Below are 18,184 nucleotides of genomic sequence, written 5' to 3'. Positions count from 1 at the left end.
CGGGCCGGGCGGCCGGTACGAGGGGCCTTGGCGCCGGGCCGGGGTGCCGGTCCGGCGCGGCTGTCCCGTACCGAGGGCCGGGTACCGAGTGCCGGCCCCTTCGGGTCTTATCGGCGGGACGTGCCAGGGCTGCGCAAGGGCCACGCCGGGGTTCGTGCCCCGGAGTCCGCGCCGGGCCCGGCCCCGTACCGCCGTGGGCCGCCCGGACCGCCCCGTACCCCCGCGAGCCGGGCCGGCCGGACCGGACCGCGCCCGGCAATGCCGGGGCCCCGTACCCGACGGCGCCGGCCGCGCCGTCTGCCGTGAGGCGGGCGCCACCCCCGGACCCACCCGCCGCCGGTGCCGTTCCGGCGCGCCGCCCGTCTCCTCGGGGACGTACACCGGCCGACCGGCACGCGCGGGCCCCGCACCCAGCAAGTCACCCCCGGTCCGCACCCTGACCGCCCTGCACCGGCACCGGCACCGGCACCGGAATGGGAATCGGAACCCACCCTCACCGACCGGCACGCGCCACGACCGGCACGCGCCCTAGGAGACCCCGTTGGCCACTGGCACCGAACAACCACCACCCGACACCGACCCGGCCGCCCCCGGCGCCCGCGCCGGCCGCGCCGGCGTGCACAGCCCGGCACGCGCCACCATCGCGGCGCCCCACCTCCGTACCGACCGCTGGTGGCTGGCGCCCGCCGCCACCGCCGCCGGGCTGCTGGCGTTCATCGTCTACTCGACCTGGCGGGCCTTCGCGAACAGCGACTACTACGCCGCGCCCTACGTCTCGCCGTTCTACTCGCCCTGCCTCGCCGAGAACTGCGTGCCCATGAAGGACGGCCCCAACTGGGAGATCTTCGGCAGCTGGTGGGGCCTGTCCCCCGCCCTGCTGATCCTGATCTTCCCGCTCGGTTTCCGGCTGACCTGCTACTACTACCGCAAGGCCTACTACCGGGGCTTCTGGGCGTCGCCCCCGGCCTGCGCCGTCGCCGAGCCGCACAAGACGTACACCGGCGAGACCCGCTTCCCGCTGATCCTGCAGAACATCCACCGGTACTTCTTCTACGCCGCGCTGCCGGTCGCCGGGATCCTGACCTACGACACCGTGCTCGCCTTCCGTGACGCGTCGTACGAGTGGGGCCACATGGGCCTCGGGACGCTGGTCTTCCTCGTCAACATCGTGCTGATCTGGGCGTACACGATCTCCTGCCACTCCTGCCGGCACATCGTCGGCGGCCGCCTCAAGCACTTCTCCAAGCACCCGGTGCGCTACCGGCTGTGGGGCTGGGTCGGCAAGCTGAACGCCCGTCATATGCAGCTCGCCTGGGCCTCCCTGCTGAGCGTCGCGCTCGCCGACTTCTACGTGTACCTGCTCGCCAGCGGTGCTTTCGACGATCCGAGGTTCTTCTGATGACGCAAGCGGAACGGCAGCAGTGGGACGTCGTCGTGGTCGGCGCCGGCGGGGCGGGGCTGCGGGCCGCCATCGAGGCGCGGGAACAGGGCGCCCGTACGGCCGTGATCTGCAAGTCGCTGTTCGGCAAGGCCCACACGGTGATGGCCGAGGGCGGCATCGCCGCCTCCATGGGCAACGTCAACGCCGGGGACAACTGGCAGGTCCACTTCCGCGACACCATGCGCGGGGGCAAGTTCCTCAACCAGTGGCGGATGGCGGAGCTGCACGCGCGCGAGGCGCCGGACCGGGTGTGGGAGCTGGAGACGTGGGGCGCCCTCTTCGACCGCACGAAGGACGGGCGGATCTCGCAGCGCAACTTCGGCGGCCATGAGTACCCGCGCCTGGCCCACGTCGGCGACCGCACGGGCCTGGAACTGATCCGTACGCTCCAGCAGAAGATCGTCTCCCTCCAGCAGGAGGACTTCCGCGCCTTCGGCGACTACGAGGCCCGGCTGAAGGTCTTCCAGGAGTGCACCGTCACCCGTGTCCTCAAGGACGACGACGGCCGGGTCGGCGGGACCTTCTGCTACGAGCGCGAGTCCGGCCGCTTCTTCGTGCTGGAGGCGCCGGCGGTCGTCCTGGCGACCGGCGGGATCGGCAAGTCCTTCAAGGTGACGTCCAACTCCTGGGAGTACACCGGCGACGGGCACGCCCTGGCCCTGCTGGCGGGCGCGCCGCTGGTGAACATGGAGTTCGTGCAGTTCCATCCGACCGGCATGGTCTGGCCGCCGTCGGTGAAGGGCATCCTGGTCACGGAGTCGGTGCGCGGCGACGGAGGGGTGCTGCGCAACTCCGAGGGCAAGCGGTTCATGTTCGACTACGTCCCCGACGTCTTCAAGGAGAAGTACGCGGAGTCGGAGGAGGAGGGCGACCGCTGGTACGAGGACCCGGACAACAACCGGCGTCCGCCCGAGCTGCTGCCGCGCGACGAGGTCGCCCGCGCGATCAACTCGGAGGTGAAGGCGGGTCGCGGATCGCCGCACGGCGGGGTCTTCCTGGACGTGTCCACGCGCATGCCGGCCGAGACGATCCGGCGCCGGCTGCCGTCGATGTACCACCAGTTCAAGGAGCTGGCGGACGTGGACATCACGGCCGAGGCCATGGAGGTCGGTCCGACCTGCCACTACGTGATGGGCGGTGTCGCCGTCGAGTCGGAGACGGCCGCGGCGCTCGGCGTGCCGGGGCTGTTCGCGGCCGGTGAGGTCGCGGGCGGCATGCACGGCTCCAACCGACTCGGCGGGAACTCCCTGTCCGACCTGCTGGTCTTCGGCCGCCGGGCCGGGCTGTACGCGGCTCAGTACGCGAGCGGCCTGCCCGCCCGCCCGGAGGTGCCCGACGCCCAGGTCCACGCGGCGGCCGCCGAGGCGCTGCGGCCGTTCAGCGGCGAGGGTGTCGCCGGGGCGGGGTCGCGGCCGGAGAACCCGTACACCCTGCACCAGGAGCTCCAGCAGACCATGAACGACCTGGTCGGCATCATCCGCCGGGCGGAGGAGATGAAGCAGGCGCTGCGGACACTGGCCGAGCTGCGGCTGCGGGCCCAGGGCGCGGGTGTCGAGGGGCACCGGCAGTTCAATCCCGGCTGGCACCTGGCGCTGGACCTGCGGAACATGCTGCTGGTCAGCGAGTGCGTGGCACGCGCGGCGCTGGAGCGCACGGAGTCCCGGGGCGGGCACACCCGGGAGGACTGCCCGGCCATGGAACGCGAGTGGCGGCGGGTGAACCTGCTGTGCCGCATCGCCGACCCGGATTCCCCGGAGGGGCAGATCGCCCTCGAACGTACGACGACCGAACCCATCCGTCCCGACCTGCTCGCCCTGTTCGACAAGGAGGAGCTGGTCAAGTACCTCGCCGAAGAGGAGCTCTACGAGTGACCAGCTATGACGCGAGCTTCCGGGTGTGGCGGGGCGACCCGGACGGCGGAGGTCTGAAGGACTTCACCGTCGAGGTGAACGAGGGCGAGGTCGTCCTCGACATCATCCACCGGCTCCAGGCCACCCAGGCGCCGGACCTGGCGGTTCGCTGGAACTGCAAGGCCGGCAAGTGCGGTTCGTGCAGCGCCGAGATCAATGGCCGGCCCCGGCTGATGTGCATGACGCGGATGTCGGTGTTCTCGCGCGACGAGGTCATCACGGTGACCCCGCTGCGGGCGTTCCCGGTCGTCCGCGACCTGGTGACGGATGTGTCGTTCAATTACGAGAAGGCACGGGAGGTTCCGTCCTTCGTCCCGCCGCCGGGCGTGGCAGCGGGTGAGTACCGGATGCAGCAGATCGACGTGGAGCGCCCGCAGGAGTTCCGCAAGTGCATCGAGTGCTTCCTGTGCCAGGACACGTGCCATGTGGTCCGGGACCACGAGGAGAACAAGGGCGCCTTCGCCGGGCCGCGCTTCCTGATGCGCATCGCCGAGCTGGACATGCACCCCCTGGACGCGGCGGCCGAGTCGGGACTCGACCGCAAGAGCACCGCGCAGGAGGAACACGGGCTCGGCTACTGCAACATCACCAAGTGCTGCACGGAGGTGTGCCCGGAGCAGATCAAGATCACCGACAATGCGCTGATCCCGCTGAAGGAGCGGGCGGTGGACCGCAAGTACGACCCCCTGGTCTGGCTCGGCAACAAGATCACCCGCCGGAAGTCCTGACCCCCGCCCCGGACCGGGCCTAGTGCCAGCCCGCCTTGTACGCGGCCCAGTCCTCCTCCTTCGCGGCGAAGTCGACGTACAGCGCGACTCCGAACCGCTCCCGGTCGCGGTCCGTGCGCCCCAGGCCCAGCCTGGTGCCGCGGACCGCGGCCGCGACGGTCTCCGCCGACTCGTGGTGGCCCAGGTCGTCCTCGTGGAAGAACGGCAGGCCCATCAGCAGATCGGTGTCCTCGGGCGTGACCTCCAGGGCGAGCGAGGTCTGCTGGGCGACATAGCCGCCGTACATGCCCTCCAGCGGCATCCAGGTGTCGTAGGACATCACCGCTATCTGGTCGACCCGGCGGGCCACCTCCCCGAAGAACTTCTGCGACCACCACTTCTCGCTGCCGCTCAGCGCGCCGTTCACGGCGTGGGCCCCGGGCAGCGGGTCTATCTGGTGGGCGGCGACCGACAACGGTGCCTTGCGCGCCCGCGTCACCTCGCCCAGGTCGTCGAGGAGCGAGAGGTAGTGGGGGTCGTCGGAGAGCAGCGGCTCCAGGTCGAAGTGGACGCCGTCGAAGCCCGCGTCCAGGATCTGCCGCGTCGAGCGCACGACGGCGGCCCTGGACTCGGCCCGCTCCAGCCGCAGCCCGTTCGGCCCCTCGGTGGCCAGCACGTCACCGAGCCAGGCCTGTACCCGTATGCCGGGCATCTCGCGGTGCACCGAGTCGATCAGCCACCGCGCCCTGGGGTACCGCGCGGCGGGCAGGGTCCCGTCGTGCTCCAGCGGCCCCGCGTGGACGTACAGGTCCCGGATGCCCGTCCCCTTTATCCGCGCGGCGAAGGCGTCGAGATCGGCGTCCTTCTTCCGCCCGTCCACCCAGGCGTGCCCGAGCCAGATGGCGTCCTTGCCGCGTGTCTTCGTGCCCTCCTGCAGATCCCCGGCGTAGTTGATCCGCAGCGCCGCCCAGGCGGCGAGCGGGGGAAGCGCGATCAGCAGCACCAGCGCGAGCGCGACCCGCTTGAGCCACCTGAGTCCCGGGCTCCCCGATCTGGCTCGCATCCCCCGCATCGCCCGCATGACCCGCGTCGTCCGCACGTTCACATCAAGCCCCCCATCAGCCGTACCGAACGATCACCACACTAGCGCTCGTCACTGACAGTCACGATCGATGCTGGGTCGCGCACCCGCACACACGGACATAGCCTCACGAATGTGACGCGGATAGCCACCCGGGCCTTCCTCGCTGTCCTGCTCGGTGCACTGGTGGCGGCGTGGTGGCTGGTCCTGCCCGGCGTGCCGGGCGCACACGCCGACGATCCGGTCGACCTGTCCCGGCAGGGCCAGATCACCGACAAGGTCGCCGCCCTGGAAGGCCGCGAGCGCGAGGTCGCCCAAGCCCTCGAAGCGCTGTACGACGAACGGCGCGTCCAGCTCTTCGTCGTATACGTGCGCGACTTCTCCGGGCATTCGGCACAGGACTGGGCCGACACCACCGCGGTCAGGAACGGGCTCGGGGCGGACGACGTGCTGCTCGCCGTCGCGACGCACGACCGGCGGTACGCCTACTCCGCCGATCCCGGCTCCGGCCTCACCCGGGCAGCGCTGGACGAGGTCGCGCGGACGGCCGTCGAACCGGCGCTGCGACAGAACGACTGGGCGGGGGCGGCGATCGGTGCCGCCCGTGGGTACGAGGCCGTACTCGCCGGGCGGCCGGTGCCCGCTCCCGCCATCACGCCGGGGCCGGCGGACCCGGGCGGCGAGGGGAGCCCGGGCGCCGATCTGATCCTTCCGGTGGTGCTGGTCGTCGGGGCCGGCGCGGTGGCGGCGTACACGTACACCAAGCGGCGCCGGCGGGCCGCGACGCGGACCACGCCGCACGGCGAGCCGCGGTGGGGCATGGCCGGGCCTTCCGTGGACGAGCTGGACGCCCGCGCCAAGCAGGTGCTCGTCGACACGGACGACGCCGTACGGACGAGCGAGGAGGAACTGGGGTTCGCCGTCGCCCAGTTCGGCGAGGAGGCGGCGACACCCTTCACGGAGGCGGTGGCGTACGCCAAGGGCGAGCTGACGGCGGCCTTCCGGCTGCGCCAGGAACTCGACGACGCGTACCCGGAGGACGAGGCGTCCCGCCGCCAGATGCTGGAGGAGATCGTCGCGCGCTGCGGGGACGCCGACCGGCGGCTGGACGCGGAGGCGGAGGCGTTCGACCGGTTGCGTGCCCTGGAGCGTACGGCGCCGGAGGCCCTGGCCGCGGCGGAGTCGTCGTTCCGTGAGGTGAGCGGCCGGGCGGACCTGGCGGAGGCGGCGCTCGTCGCGATGCGTGAGCGGTACGCGGAGTCGGCGGCCGCGCCGGTGGCGGGCGGTGCCGGGCAGGCCAGGGACCGCCTCCTGTTCGCCTCGGACAACCTGGAGCGGGCGCGGGAGGCGGTGGAGGGGGACGACAACGCCACGGCGGCGGTTCATGTACGGGCCGCCGAGGGCGCTCTCGACCAGGCGGTGCGGCTCGTCGACGCCGTGGACCGGCGCGCGAGGGAACTGGCGGAGGCCGCGGGCCGGCTGCCGACCGCCCTCGCCGACACGGAGGCGGACCTCGCCGATGCCGGCGGGCTGGTGGAGGGCACGGCGGAAGGGGTGCCGACGGCCGGCCTGCGGGGCCGGATCGCCCGCGCCGAGTCGGTCGTCGCGGACGTACGGAGCGCGGTGGAGGGCGGGCGGTACGACCCGATCGACGCGCTGCGGCGGGTCGAGGAGGCGGACGCCGCGCTGGACGAGGCCCTGGCGGGCGCGCGGGAGCGCGAACAGGGCGCGCGCCGGGCACGCGCGCTGCTCGACCAGGCGATGTTGACGGCGGGGTCCGCCGTGGAGGCGGCGGCGGACTACATCACGACGCACCGCGGGGCGGTGGGCGCTCAGGCCCGTACCCGGCTGGCGGAGGCGCAGCGCCGGCTGGAGCGGGCGCACGAGCTGGCGGAGGGCGGCGGCACGGCGGGTGGCGCGGCCGGCGCGGGCGGCGGGGCCGGCGGGGGTGACGGGGCCGGCGCGGGTGACGCGCAGGGCGCGCTGGCCGAGGCGCGGCAGGCCGATGTGCTGGCCCGGCAGGCGCAGAGCCTGGCCGAGCAGGACGTGAGCGGGTATGGGAACGCGATCGGGCCGGGCGGTGTATCCAAGGCAGGAGGTGGCGGCGGGCTCGGCGGTGCGGTGCTCGGCGGGATCCTCCTCGGCGGACTGTTCGGCGGTGGTGGACGGGGAGGCGGGGGACATGGCGGCGGGTACGGCGGGGGCTTCGGTGGCGGATTCGGTGGGGGCTTCGGCGGGGGTTCGGGCGGAGGCGGCGGGCCCGGCCGCTTCGGCGGCGGGGGCACGCGTGGCCGGCTCGGCGGTGGCGGCCGGTTCTGATCCGGCTCCTCCCTTTCATCGGACGTACAAGGAGAAGTGCCATGACCAAGCAGACCGTCCTCGGCCGGGTCGCCCAGCTGGCGAAGGCCAATGTCAACGCGCTGCTGGACCAGGCCGAGGACCCGCGGCTGATGCTGGACCAGCTCATCCGCGACTACACCGCCAACATCACCGAGGCCGAGCAGGCGGTGGCGTCCACCATCGGCAATCTGCGCCTGCTGGAGCAGGACCACCAGGAGGACGTGGACGCGGCCCGGGAGTGGGGCGAGAAGGCCCGGGCGGCCAGCAGGAAGGCGGACGAGCTGCGCGCGTCGGACCGGCCGGCCCTGGCGGACAAGTTCGACAACCTGGCCAAGGTGGCGCTGGGGCGGCAGCTCCAGTCGGAGAAGGAGGCGAGGACCGCCGAGCCGACCATCGCCTCCCAGCGGGAGGTGGTGGACACGCTCAAGGCCGGCCTGGAGGAGATGAAGGCGAAGCTGACCCAGTTGCGGGCGAAGCGCGACGAGCTGGTGGCCCGCGCCGCGTCGGCCCGGGCGCAGAACCGCATGATGGACGCGGTCAGGAGCATCGACCTGCTGGACCCCACGAGCGAGCTGAGCCGCTTCGAGGACAAGGTGCGACGGGAGGAGGCCAAGGCCCTGGGCAAGCAGGAGCTGGCCGCGTCCTCGCTGGACGCGCAGTTCGAGCAGCTGGAGGGCCTCGGCGACCGCGCGGAGATCGAGGCCCGGCTAGCGGCCCTCAAAGCGGCCGCCTGACCTCCGGCCGCCGGGCCTCAGAACATGCTCAGCAGCTGGTCGACCGTCGGTTCCGTCGTGGCGTCACCGACCGGGAGGGGCAGTTCGAACCAGACGGTCTTGCCGCGCGGTGTGCGGCGCGAGCCCCAGCCCGCGCTGAGCAGGCCGACCAGCTGGAGGCCGCGGCCGCCCTCGTCGGTGTCGCGGGCCCGGCGCCGCCGGGGCTGGACCAGGCCCGCGTCCCACACCTCGCAGACGAGGGTGCGGTCGCGCAGCAGGCGCAGCCGTATCTCACCCTCGCCGTAGCGCAGCGCGTTGGTGACGAGTTCGCTGACGAGCAGCTCGACGGTGTCCACGAGCGGTTCGAGGTCCCAGGCGGTCAGCTGTGCGCGGGCCAGCTCCCGGGCGCGTCCCACCGACCGGGGCTCGCGGGGCAGCCGCCAGTCGCCGACGGCCTCGGCCGGCAGCCCCTGGATGCGGGCCATCAGCAGCGCGATGTCGTCCTCGCCGTGCCGGGTGTCGAGGGTGTTCAGGACGTGGTCGCAGACGTCCTCCAGCGGTCGGCCGGGGTCGGTCAGCGCGCTGCGGAAGGCCAGTATGCCCTCGTCGAGGGGGTGGTCGCGGGACTCGACGAGCCCGTCCGTGTACAGGGCGAGCAGCGCGCCCTCCGGGAGTTCGATCTCCACCTCCTCGAAGGGTTCGCCGCCGACGCCCAGCGGCATCCCGGGCGGTACGTCGAGCAGCAGCGCCGCCTCGCCGGGTTCGACGAGCACCGGTGGCAGATGGCCGGCGTTGGCGAAGGTGCAGCGGCGGGTGACGGAGTCGTACACGGCGTAGACGCAGGTCGCGAGGTAGACCTCGGACAGCTCCGGGCCGCGTGCCTTGGTGGTGACCCGGGAGGCCTGCCCGCCTCCGGTGGGGGTGCCGAGGCCCCGGGCGATCTCGTCGAGGTGGGAGAGGACCTCGGCCGGTTCCAGGTCGAGCTGGGCCAAGGTGCGTACGGCGGTGCGCAGTTCCCCCATGGCGACGGCGGCCCGCAGCCCGCGCCCCATGACGTCGCCGACGACCAGGGCGGTGCGGTGGCCGGGCAGCTGGATGACGTCGAACCAGTCGCCGCCCACCTCGGTGGCGGTGTTGCCGGGCAGGTAGCGGCAGGCGATGTCCAGGCCGGCGGCCTCGGGGTCGCCGGGCGGGAGGAGGCTGCGCTGGAGGATCAGGGCCCGCTCGTGCTCCCGCCGGTAGAGGCGCGCGTTGTCGATGCAGACCGCCGCGCGGGCGGCCAGCTCGACGGCGAGCGCGCGGTCCCGCTCGCCGAAGGGCTCGCTGCCCTTGGTGCGGGAGAACTGCGCCAGTCCGACGACGGTGTCGTGCGCGACCATCGGCACGACGAGGGTGGACTGCACGAGGCTGCCGTCGACACCCGGCATGTCACGCAGCCGCCCGGTGCGCAGGGCGCCCGCGCAGGGCGAGTTGAACGGGTAGCGGTGGACGGCGCCGACGTCTATGGGCGCGGTCTCGCAGCATCCGGGCGTGGACCCGGCGCTCACCAGGGGGGCGTCGGAGACGGCGCTGGCGAAGGCGACCCGGCGCAGTTCGGCGCTGGCGCCGTCCGCCCTTCCCGGTGGTGCCTCGTCACCGCTGAGCAGCCCTTGGTAGAGGTCGACGGAGGCGAGGTCGCAGAAGCCGGGCACGGCGACGTCGAGGAGTTCGCGGGCGGTGGTCTCCAGGTCGAGGGAGTTGCCGATGCGGGCGCCCGCGTCGTTGAGGAGGGCCAGGTTGCGGCGGGCGCTGGCCGCCTCGCGGGCGGCGATCTGGCGCCGGGTGACGTCGGTGCCGAGTCCGGCCACGCCGATGGGGCGGCCGGATCCGCTGTGTACGCGGTAGAGGTTGATCGACCAGTGCCGGCGTTCGGTGCTGCCCGGCACCGCTCCGGTGATCGACAGGTCGGTGACGGACTCGCCGGTTTCCAGCACCCGTCGCAGGGCGGCGGTCATCCGCTCGGCCTCGGGACGGGAGAGGTAGTCGTGGACGGTGCGGCCGCGGTGGTCGTCGGCGGAGCCGCCGAAGACGGTCGCGAAGCGCTGGTTGGCGCGCTTGACCGTGAGGTCCGTACCGAACAGGAGGAAACCGAAGGGCGATTGGCCGAAAATGGCCTGCGAAGCGGCGAGATCGGTCTCTATCCGGCGCAGTGCGCGGACATCGACGACGATGCAGAGTGCCGCCTTCTCGCCGCGCTCGGTCTCGCTCGGCATCACATAGACCTCGGCGATGCCGCGCGTCCGCCGCTCCCCCGGCATCCGGAAGGGGACCAGGCCCGTCCACTCCTTGCCGTCAAGGATCTCGGAGACCTTGCGGTGGCCGCGCGGCCGCAGCTCGGCCGGCATGAACGCCTCGACCGGGTCCTTGCCCCTGACCTCCTCGGCGGTGATGCCGAACAGGTCGGTGGCGCGCAGGCTCCACTGGTCGACCAGCCCGTCGGGGCCTATCGAGAAGGACGCGACTCTGATGTAGTCATAGATCGAGCCAGGCGGACTGCTCTGCCACATGACGCTGTTCGCCGTCTCAGGTATCTCGCTCACGCGACCGTCCCCTCCAGCTCACCGCACCGGACCGGCCATTCCCGCAGTATTCAGCACTACGGCCCCCGGCGGCACGACGTTCACGATCACAGGGTGGTCTCGTTCGTTTTGAGCCGAGCCCGAAGGTGATCGTTGTCCCTTCAGTCTTCTAACCAGGCAGGGCCAGCTCGAACCACACCGTCTTGCCCGACCTGCCCTTTCGGGTCCCCCAGCGGCGGGCGGTGCAAGCGACGAGTTGCAGCCCTCTGCCGCCCTCGTCGTCCGGGCCGGCGACCCGTTCCAGGGGCGGATCCGGAAGCGGATCGGAGACCTCGACGAGCAGCGCCGGGTGAGAGGGGAAGGGTTCCTCATCAGGGTGGAGCCGGATCAGCCGGACTCCGATCGGGCCCGAGGCATACCGCAGCGCATTGGTCACCAGCTCGCTCACCAGCAGCACCGTCACATCGCCGATCGCCGGGTCCAGCCGCCACGCGCGCAGCGTGTCGCGGACCGCATGGCGGGCGGCGCGTACGGCGTCGAGTTCAGCCGGAAAAGTCCACTCGGCGCACTCGCCTTCGGTGTCGATCACGCCGACCACTTCCCAGACCGAGCAGCAGACCCACGTCCAATTTCGGTGGGTTAATCAGCACATACCCGATATTCAGGGCGGGCTATCGCCACGGTGGGCGCATCGTGGCACGAACGGCGTACACCGCGGCCGCGCACTCCGCACCGAGGACCGTCCGCCCGCGCGCGTCGGCGCGCCCCCGAACGACTGCGCGCGGCCGGGCGCCGGCCCGGCACCGGCACACCGCCCCGCCTTCGGGCGGCGGATCCCCACGGGGCGTCAGGCGACTGCGGCCCGGCGCCACGGCACACGTCACACGTCACACCGGGTCGGCGGGGCCCGCTCAGGGCACGGCCGGGCACGGGGGCAGGGCGTCGGGCGCGGGGGCAGGGCGTCAGGCGTGGGGGCCGGGCGTCGGATCAGCAGGCCGTCAGGCCGGGTCGGCGGCCGTCCCGGTGGGCAGTCGGCGCGCGACCTCGGCCACGGCGGGACGGTCCTGATCCAGCCAGTCGACAGTGTCCAGTTCGTACCGGAACAGCCAGCGCAGTTCGTCGTGGTCCTCCAACGGGCGCGGTTCACCGGAGACAAGCCGGGCCGTCCACACCTGGAGTACGTAACCGGGCGCCAGCGGCCATTCGCCGGGGATCCGTTCGCCCGGCTCCGCCTCCACGCCCAGTTCCTCACGCAGCTCGCGCACGAGCGCCTGCTGCGCGCTCTCGCCCGGCTCCAGCTTGCCGCCGGGCAGCTCCCAGCGGCCGGCCAGCTCCGGAGGGGCGCTACGGCGTGCGGCCAGCAGCCGCCCCCGGTCGACGACGGCCCCGGCCACCACCACACGATCTGTCATGCGCCGGAGCGTAACCCGCGGCCGGCCGGCGCCCCGCCCGCGGTCAGCTCGCGGGCTGACCGACGCGCTCCACCCAGTAGAGCTGCTTGTGTCCGCGGGTATCGAGGCTGTCGGCGATCTTCTGCGCCTCGTCCCTGGTCGCGTACCTGCCCACCCGATAGTGGTTGCCGTTGTCGTCCTGCCGGATCACCAGCCAGGGAAGGACCGCGCCGCTCTCACTCATCCCGCCTCACCCTCCGCCGGCCTGCACGCTTCTAAGCATCCCCACGAAACCGCAATCCGCATATGCCTGAGCCTACGCCTGACCTTTACTGAGCGGATACGTCTTTTTACAAAGAGATACGCATCCGGCCAGGAATCGGGTGAGGAAAGGGGGCGCACCCGGCCGGGTGCGCCCCCTTGCGCGAAACCGCGCGGATCTGAATGCCCGTCAACCGGCCCCGACCACAGCCACAGCCACAGCCACAGCCACAGCCACGGTCACCGCACCGGAAGGTGATAGGTGATCCGGTACCGGTCGGCCGGCACGACGACGTCGGCCGTCTCGACCGCCCGCCCCGAGGCGTAGTACGTACGCTCCACCACCATCACCACATGACCCGGCACGCCCCCGAGTGTCAGCAACTCCTCCGCCAGCCCGGGCCGCGCCCCGACCTCCTCCACCACGTTGTCCACGACGACGTCGATCGCGGCCATCCGCTCGACGACCCCGCAGCCGCCGAGCGGCCCCTCCTCGGGCAGCATCACCGGCGTACGCCCCGTGACGGCGAGCGGCTCCCAGGAGGTGGAGAGCATCATCGGCTCCCCCGCGTCCCGGAAGACGTACCGCGTCCGCATCACCCGCTCGCCCGGCTCGACGCCGAGCCGCTCGGCGATCGCGGCGCTCGCCGGTTCCTGCTCGCTGCTGGACTCCCACGTGCCGCGCGCGCCTTCGGCCGCCTGCTCCTGCCGGAAGGGATTGGCGCCGGCCGTCAGCCCGTACCCCGAGCGGGCGATCCGGCGCGGCACGGGCCGCTCCCGTACGTACGTCCCCGACCCCGAGCGGCCCTCCACCAGACCCTCGGCCATCAGCACCTTGCGGGCCTCCAGGGCGACGGTGTCGGAGACGCCGTACTCCTCCCGGATGCGGGCCTGCGAGGGGAGCCGGGTGTGGGGAGGGAGCGAGCCGTTGACGATCTTCTCCCGGAGATCGCTCGCAACGCGCAGATAGGCGGGCTGCTCACCGAAGGTCACTGGCCACTCCCATCAGGTTGACAGACAGCAACAGCCTGGCAACCGTCCGTTGCGCAACGCAAGCATGGGCCAAGGTTTCACTCGAAGTGATGACCGCCGTTTGAGCACCAGTTCACCATGGGTACGAGCCCGAAGCCGGTGCCCCGGGAGAGGGACGCCGGCCCCGTACCACTCAGGTGGTCCCCGCGCTGTCCGCCGGCGGCGTCACGTCCAGCTTCAGCGCGCCGCGCACCTTCGCGCCCATGTCGGCGGGCAGCCCGTCGTACGCGGGGTCGTAGTGCTCCCAGAAGGTGTCCGGGTCCGTGGCGTCCGCCATCTTCGCCCAGTGCTTCCGGGCCGACTCCAGCTCCTCGACCAGGTCCGTCACCGGCTGCTGCGCGCCGGCCGGCCACGGGTGCGCCCGCAGCTTCGCGACCGCCCCGCTCAGGGTCGACGACACCTTCCCGGCCCACGCCACGTTGGCCTCCTGGTCCTCCTCGACGTCGGCCTCCGGCTCCTCCCACAGGGCGGCGTCGATCTGGTTGACCGGCTTCAGGAAGGCCAGCTGGTGCTCGTCGAGGGTCGTCTCGTCGCTGCGCACCGAGCCCGTGAGCTTGCCCTTCTCGGCGGCGAAGGCGCAGGTCACGGCGCGGTCCCCGATCGCCCAGCTCTCCTTGCTGGGCTGGTAGTAGTACATCCACGCGTTGTCGGGGATCGCCCAGCTGTCCAGCGCGTACGCCGCGTTGAGCACATCGCACCGCTTCTCGGCGATCGGCTCGATGGGCTTGTCGCCGGGCCACTTGTCGAACTCGGTGATCTTGAAGGTGCCGGTTATCTCACCGTCGTGCGGCTTGGCACAGTCGACGATCGTGACGTCGGCGGTCTCTGCCTCGATGGCGCCGCTCGGGCTGTTGAAGCACTGCCCCTTGCGCAGGTCGAAGGTCGAGCGCGTACGCGACACCTCGTCCGCGACCTCCCGCGCGCCGTCGTAGACGTCGCGGAACGCGCCCGTGGCCAGGCCTGCCACCACCAGCAGCGTGCTGACCAGGGAAAGGATCATGCCGGTGATCGCCAGCCCCTTGCCCCGCTCGCCCTTCTTCCTGATCCGCCCGAGCGCGATCCCGCCGAGGATCAGGCCGAGCGGCGGCACCAGGCACACGATGCCGACGACGAGTGAGGCGATGGCGAGCCCGTTGACGCTCGCCGAGGGCGGCGGCGGTCCCGGGACGCCGTAGAACGGCGGGTGCGGCTGCTGGGGCGGGGGCCAGCCCTGGGGGGCGCTCTGGGGGGATCCCTGAGGGGACCCCTGGGGCGATCCCTGGGGCGGTCCCTGGGAGGACGGTTCCACGGTTCTCGGTGCTCCTGTCGGGGGCGGGACGAATCGAATGCGCGCGCGGCTGGCGCATCGTACGCGGTCGACGGCAGGAGGCGGAATGCGAGTAACGAAGGGAACATTCCAGGCGAATGACGGCAACACGAAGGGGTGGTCACCGCAAGCCGGTGACCACCCCTCGTCAGTCACTCAACGTTTCAGAACTGCAGGGCCCAGGAGTCGATCTTCCCGGTGTCGTAGTTCGCGTTGTCACTCACCCGCAGCTTCCACGTGCCGTTCGCGACCTCGGACGAGGCGTTGACCGTGTACGTGGTGTTGATGTTGTCGGAACTGCCGCCCGTGCCATAGCCCTTGAGCGTGTACGCGGTGCCGTCGGGCGCGATGAGCTGCACCTGGAGGTCACCGATGTACGTGTGAACGATGTTCACAGGCACCTGAAGAGTTGACGGGGCGTTGCCCGTGACGCCGCTGACGGTGATCGGCGACTCGACGGTGGAGTTGTCGTTGATCGCGTAGTCGGCGGTGTTCTCGAATCGCTTGCCGGGCGGCGGGGTGGTGCCGCCGTCACCCACGTACAGCAGGCGGTTCGGGGAGCCGGTGCCCGGGTTGCCCACCACGCCGCTGGTGGCGGCGGAGGTGAGGGCGGTGGCGACCTGCGACGGGGTGGCCGTCCGGTTGTTCGCCAGGTACAGGGCCGCGGCGCCGGCGACGTGCGGGGTCGCCATCGACGTACCGGAGATGGTGCTGGTGGCGGTGTCGCTGTTGTTCCACGCGGAGGTGATGGAGGAGCCGGGCGCGAACAGGTCCAGCACGCTGCCGTAGTTGGAGAAGCTGGAGCGCGCGTCCGTGCTGGTGGTCGAGCCGACCGTGATGGCCTCGGTGACGCGCGCCGGCGAGGTGCCGGAGGCGTCACGGCCGTCGTTGCCCGCCGCGATGGCGTACGTGATGCCGGAGGCTATGGAGTTGCGTACGGCGGTGTCGAGGGCGGAGTCCGCGCCGCCGCCCAGACTCATGTTCGCCACGGCCGGCTTGACGGCGTTACGGGTCACCCAGTCGATGCCCGCGACGACCTGCGCGGTGGTGCCGGAACCGGAGTTGTTGAGCACGCGGACGCCGACGATCCTGGCCTTCTTGGCCACACCGTAGGAGGACCCGGCGACGGTGCCGGCGACGTGCGTGCCGTGACCGTGGCCGTCCTGTGCCGTGTTGTCGTTGTCGATGGCGTCGTAGCCGTAGGAGGCCCGCCCGCCGAAGTCGCTGTGGGTGATGCGTACGCCGGTGTCGATGATGTACGCGGTGACGCCGTCGCCCGCCGGCTCGGGGTAGGTGTAGCTCTGGTTGAGCGGCAGGGCGCGCTGGTCGATCCGGTCCAGGCCCCAGGACGGCGGCGACGGCTGGGTGCCGTTGATGCTGAAGACGCGGTTCTGTACGACGGAGTCGACGGCCGGGTCGGCGGCGAGCTTCTTCGCCTGGGCCTCGGAAAGTTCGACCGCGTAGCCGTTGAGGGCGGAGGTGTACGTCTTCTCGATCTTCGCGCCGTACTTGGCGGCGACCGCCTTGCCCGCCTTGGACTCGGCGTCGGCGGCGGACTCGTCGAGGGTGACGATGTAGCTGCCCGCGATGGCGCCGGGGGCTCCGGCGTTCTCGATCACGCCTTCCGGGGCGGCCTCGGCCGCGGTGGCCGGGAGGGCGGAGAGGGTGCCGAGCGCGAGGGCGGCGACGACGGTGGCGCCGGCTGCGGCCAGTCTTCGCCGCGGGGTACGCATCACTGACATGTGAGGGGTCCTCCTCATTGGTGGTGCGTTGCTGTGGGGGTTTGCGACAGGGGCATGACAAGCAAGCGCCACTGGGTACGCGGCGTTGCCGGAATCCCACTGCCGAGCGAAAGATTGACCGATCCATAGGAATCACACAAGGGTCCTGACGCGCCGGTAACAGGCCCGCCACACAAGTGACATGCTGCGGTTCATGACGATCACGACGGCATACGTATGTCCGCGATGCGGCGCCGGATCATCCGTTTCGTCCCTGACCTGGCGCTGTCCCGAATGCCGGGGCCCTTGGGACCTGGATTTCACGGCCGCCCCCGTCCCCCTGGCGTCGCTCGCGGGCCGCGTCGGTTCACTGTGGCGGTACGAGGAGGCGCTGCCGCTCTCCGATCCGCAACTCTCGCTCGGCGAGGGCCGCACCCCGCTCGTCCGCCTCACGGACACCGTCTCGGCCAAGCTCGACTTCCTGATGCCGACCCTGTCGTTCAAGGACCGCGGCGCCGTCATGCTCGCCGAGCTCGCCCGCCGCCTCGCGCCGCGCCGCGTGATCGCCGACAGCAGCGGCAACGCGGGCACCGCCATGGCGGCGTACTGCGCCCGCGCGGGACTGGACTGCACGGTGTACGTCCCCGAGGGCACCTCCCCCAAGAAGGTGGAACAGATCCGCGCGCACGGGGCACGGCTGACGGTCGTCCCCGGCGACCGGGAGGCCACCGCGCGGGCCGCCCGCGAAGCCGCCGACGAGCCGGACACCTTCTACGCCTCGCACGTCTTCAACCCGTACTTCCTGCACGGTACGAAGACGTACGTGTACGAGCTGTGGGAGGACCTCGGCGGGCGGCTGCCCGGCACCCTCGTCGTCCCCGTCGGCAACGGCACCCTGCTCCTGGGCGCCGCCCTCGCCACCGCCGAGCTGTACGCGCACGGCCTGATCCGGTCACGCCCCGCCCTGGTGGCCGTACAGGCGGAGGCGGTGGCGCCGCTGGCGGAGGCGTTCCGGGCGGGCGCCGACGACGTGCCGGCCCCGGCGCCGATGAGGGCCACCCTCGCCGAGGGCATCGCCATCCCGTACCCGCCGCGCGCCCGCCAGATCCTGCGGGCGGTACGCGAGTCGGGCGGCACCTTCCTCACGGTGACGGAGGAACAGATCCGGGCCGCACAACTGGACTTGGCCGCGCGTGGGCTGTTCGTCGAGTCGACGGGCGTGGCGTGCTGGGCGGCCATCACCGCCGAGCCGCGGGACGGCGGCGTCGTGGTCCCCCTGTGCGGCGCCGGCGCGAAAACGGGCCTCGCGGCCGGTTCGCGCGCCACCTGACGCCGGCGGGTGCAGCATGGAAGAGGGGCCGAAACCGAACAGCCGGAGGAGCGGGAGCCATGGGCACGTACATGGACGTCCACCGAGGAATGAAGGGCATCACGTCCGAGCAGCTGAGCGAGGCCCACCAGGCGGACCTCGCCATAGAGAAGGAGGAAGGCGTGCACTTCGAGCGGGCCTGGGCCGACCCGGAGTCTGGCACCGTCTACTGCCTGTCCACCGGCCCCTCCGCCGAAGCCGTCAAGCGCATCCACGAACGCACCGGCCACGCCGCCGACGAGATCCACGAGGTGCCCCTGTCGGTCTGACGACAATGGCAATCCCTCACCAAGGGGCAGGCCTGCGGGCCCGCCCCTTATAGCACCCCATACCGCCGAGCCCCCGCGCACGGCC

The 18,184-nt window shown here is 71.9% G+C and carries 15 protein-coding genes; 7 read left to right on the top strand and 8 right to left on the bottom strand.

Features of this window, described 5'->3' with window-relative positions; translation table 11 throughout:
• Positions 1-541: 541 nt before the first annotated feature.
• From AMK26_RS09660 to AMK26_RS09650, 3 genes are read left to right on the top strand one after another with little or no spacing between them, the layout of a single operon-like run.
• Positions 542-1,399 (top strand): hypothetical protein, encoded by an 858-nt coding sequence (locus tag AMK26_RS09660; RefSeq protein ID WP_073754090.1) that lies wholly within the window; start codon positions 542-544, stop codon positions 1,397-1,399.
• Complete coding sequence (locus tag AMK26_RS09655; protein WP_073754089.1) at positions 1,399-3,312, top strand: fumarate reductase/succinate dehydrogenase flavoprotein subunit; 1,914 nt, start codon at positions 1,399-1,401, stop codon at positions 3,310-3,312. Before AMK26_RS09660 ends, AMK26_RS09655 begins: the two co-directional genes overlap by 1 nt.
• Positions 3,309-4,079, top strand: a complete 771-nt coding sequence (locus AMK26_RS09650) for a succinate dehydrogenase/fumarate reductase iron-sulfur subunit (protein ID WP_073754088.1) — start codon at positions 3,309-3,311, stop codon at positions 4,077-4,079. The genes AMK26_RS09655 and AMK26_RS09650 overlap by 4 nt, the downstream gene beginning before the upstream one ends.
• A 19-nt stretch (positions 4,080-4,098) precedes the next feature.
• Here the strand turns inward: AMK26_RS09650 and AMK26_RS09645 are convergent, their stop codons facing one another.
• On the bottom strand, positions 4,099-5,130 hold the full coding sequence (locus AMK26_RS09645) for a hypothetical protein (RefSeq protein ID WP_079277568.1): 1,032 nt from the start codon (positions 5,128-5,130) through the stop codon (positions 4,099-4,101).
• Between the two features lie 144 nt (positions 5,131-5,274).
• Here AMK26_RS09645 and AMK26_RS09640 point away from each other — a divergent pair, with 144 nt between their 5' ends.
• On the top strand, positions 5,275-7,458 hold the full coding sequence (locus AMK26_RS09640) for a TPM domain-containing protein (protein ID WP_073754087.1): 2,184 nt from the start codon (positions 5,275-5,277) through the stop codon (positions 7,456-7,458).
• A gap of 41 nt (positions 7,459-7,499) precedes the next feature.
• Positions 7,500-8,213 (top strand): PspA/IM30 family protein, encoded by a 714-nt coding sequence (locus AMK26_RS09635; protein ID WP_073754086.1) that lies wholly within the window; start codon positions 7,500-7,502, stop codon positions 8,211-8,213.
• Positions 8,214-8,230: 17 nt separating this feature from the next.
• On the opposite strand, the gene AMK26_RS09630 is transcribed toward AMK26_RS09635, so the two are convergent.
• The 7 genes from AMK26_RS09630 to AMK26_RS09600 form a co-directional block, all read right to left on the bottom strand.
• Positions 8,231-10,738, bottom strand: coding sequence for a SpoIIE family protein phosphatase (locus tag AMK26_RS09630; RefSeq protein WP_443333158.1), 2,508 nt, complete (start codon positions 10,736-10,738; stop codon positions 8,231-8,233).
• Positions 10,739-10,919: 181 nt separating this feature from the next.
• Positions 10,920-11,348, bottom strand: coding sequence for an ATP-binding protein (locus tag AMK26_RS09625; protein ID WP_073754084.1), 429 nt, complete (start codon positions 11,346-11,348; stop codon positions 10,920-10,922).
• A 400-nt stretch (positions 11,349-11,748) separates the two neighbouring features.
• Complete coding sequence (locus AMK26_RS09620; protein WP_073754083.1) at positions 11,749-12,162, bottom strand: (deoxy)nucleoside triphosphate pyrophosphohydrolase; 414 nt, start codon at positions 12,160-12,162, stop codon at positions 11,749-11,751.
• A 43-nt stretch (positions 12,163-12,205) separates the two neighbouring features.
• Entirely contained in the window at positions 12,206-12,385 is a 180-nt protein-coding gene (locus AMK26_RS09615) for a hypothetical protein (RefSeq protein ID WP_073754082.1), read from the bottom strand.
• 257 nt (positions 12,386-12,642) lie between these two features.
• A complete protein-coding gene (locus AMK26_RS09610; RefSeq protein WP_073754081.1) occupies positions 12,643-13,395 on the bottom strand; it encodes a GntR family transcriptional regulator in 753 nt (250 codons plus the stop codon).
• Between the two features lie 172 nt (positions 13,396-13,567).
• The gene (locus AMK26_RS09605) at positions 13,568-14,722 is read right to left on the bottom strand and encodes a DUF4190 domain-containing protein (RefSeq protein ID WP_073754080.1); all 1,155 of its coding nucleotides are present in this window, start codon (positions 14,720-14,722) and stop codon (positions 13,568-13,570) included.
• 182 nt (positions 14,723-14,904) lie between these two features.
• A complete protein-coding gene (locus AMK26_RS09600; RefSeq protein ID WP_073754079.1) occupies positions 14,905-16,482 on the bottom strand; it encodes a S8 family peptidase in 1,578 nt (525 codons plus the stop codon).
• Positions 16,483-16,675: 193 nt separating this feature from the next.
• Between AMK26_RS09600 and AMK26_RS09595 the strand changes: the two genes are divergently transcribed.
• Together AMK26_RS09595 and AMK26_RS09590 are read left to right on the top strand one after the other, a co-directional pair.
• Positions 16,676-17,791: a pyridoxal-phosphate dependent enzyme gene (locus AMK26_RS09595; RefSeq protein ID WP_241837847.1), complete on the top strand. Its 1,116-nt coding sequence runs from the start codon at positions 16,676-16,678 to the stop codon at positions 17,789-17,791.
• 59 nt (positions 17,792-17,850) lie between these two features.
• Complete coding sequence (locus AMK26_RS09590) at positions 17,851-18,099, top strand: SCO4226 family nickel-binding protein (RefSeq protein WP_073754077.1); 249 nt, start codon at positions 17,851-17,853, stop codon at positions 18,097-18,099.
• Positions 18,100-18,184 lie beyond the last annotated feature (85 nt).

The sequence above is a fragment of the Streptomyces sp. CB03234 genome, assembly GCF_001905885.1.
Lineage (GTDB): Bacteria > Actinomycetota > Actinomycetes > Streptomycetales > Streptomycetaceae > Streptomyces.
Note: the sequence above shows the minus strand (reverse complement) of the source record. Positions and strands in the feature narration are given on the sequence as shown.

Excerpts from the sequence above, each read along its gene's own strand:
- AMK26_RS09630 (WP_443333158.1), bottom strand. The coding sequence starts at position 10,738 with ATGTGGCAGAGCAGTCCGCCTGGCTCGATCTATGACTACATCAGAGTC.
- AMK26_RS09645 (WP_079277568.1), bottom strand. The coding sequence starts at position 5,130 with ATGCGGGGGATGCGAGCCAGATCGGGGAGCCCGGGACTCAGGTGGCTC.
- AMK26_RS09590 (WP_073754077.1), top strand. The coding sequence starts at position 17,851 with ATGGGCACGTACATGGACGTCCACCGAGGAATGAAGGGCATCACGTCC.
- AMK26_RS09655 (WP_073754089.1), top strand. The coding sequence starts at position 1,399 with ATGACGCAAGCGGAACGGCAGCAGTGGGACGTCGTCGTGGTCGGCGCC.
- AMK26_RS09620 (WP_073754083.1), bottom strand. The coding sequence starts at position 12,162 with ATGACAGATCGTGTGGTGGTGGCCGGGGCCGTCGTCGACCGGGGGCGG.
- AMK26_RS09600 (WP_073754079.1), bottom strand. The coding sequence starts at position 16,482 with ATGTCAGTGATGCGTACCCCGCGGCGAAGACTGGCCGCAGCCGGCGCC.
- AMK26_RS09595 (WP_241837847.1), top strand. The coding sequence starts at position 16,676 with ATGACGATCACGACGGCATACGTATGTCCGCGATGCGGCGCCGGATCA.
- AMK26_RS09615 (WP_073754082.1), bottom strand. The coding sequence starts at position 12,385 with ATGAGTGAGAGCGGCGCGGTCCTTCCCTGGCTGGTGATCCGGCAGGAC.
- AMK26_RS09635 (WP_073754086.1), top strand. The coding sequence starts at position 7,500 with ATGACCAAGCAGACCGTCCTCGGCCGGGTCGCCCAGCTGGCGAAGGCC.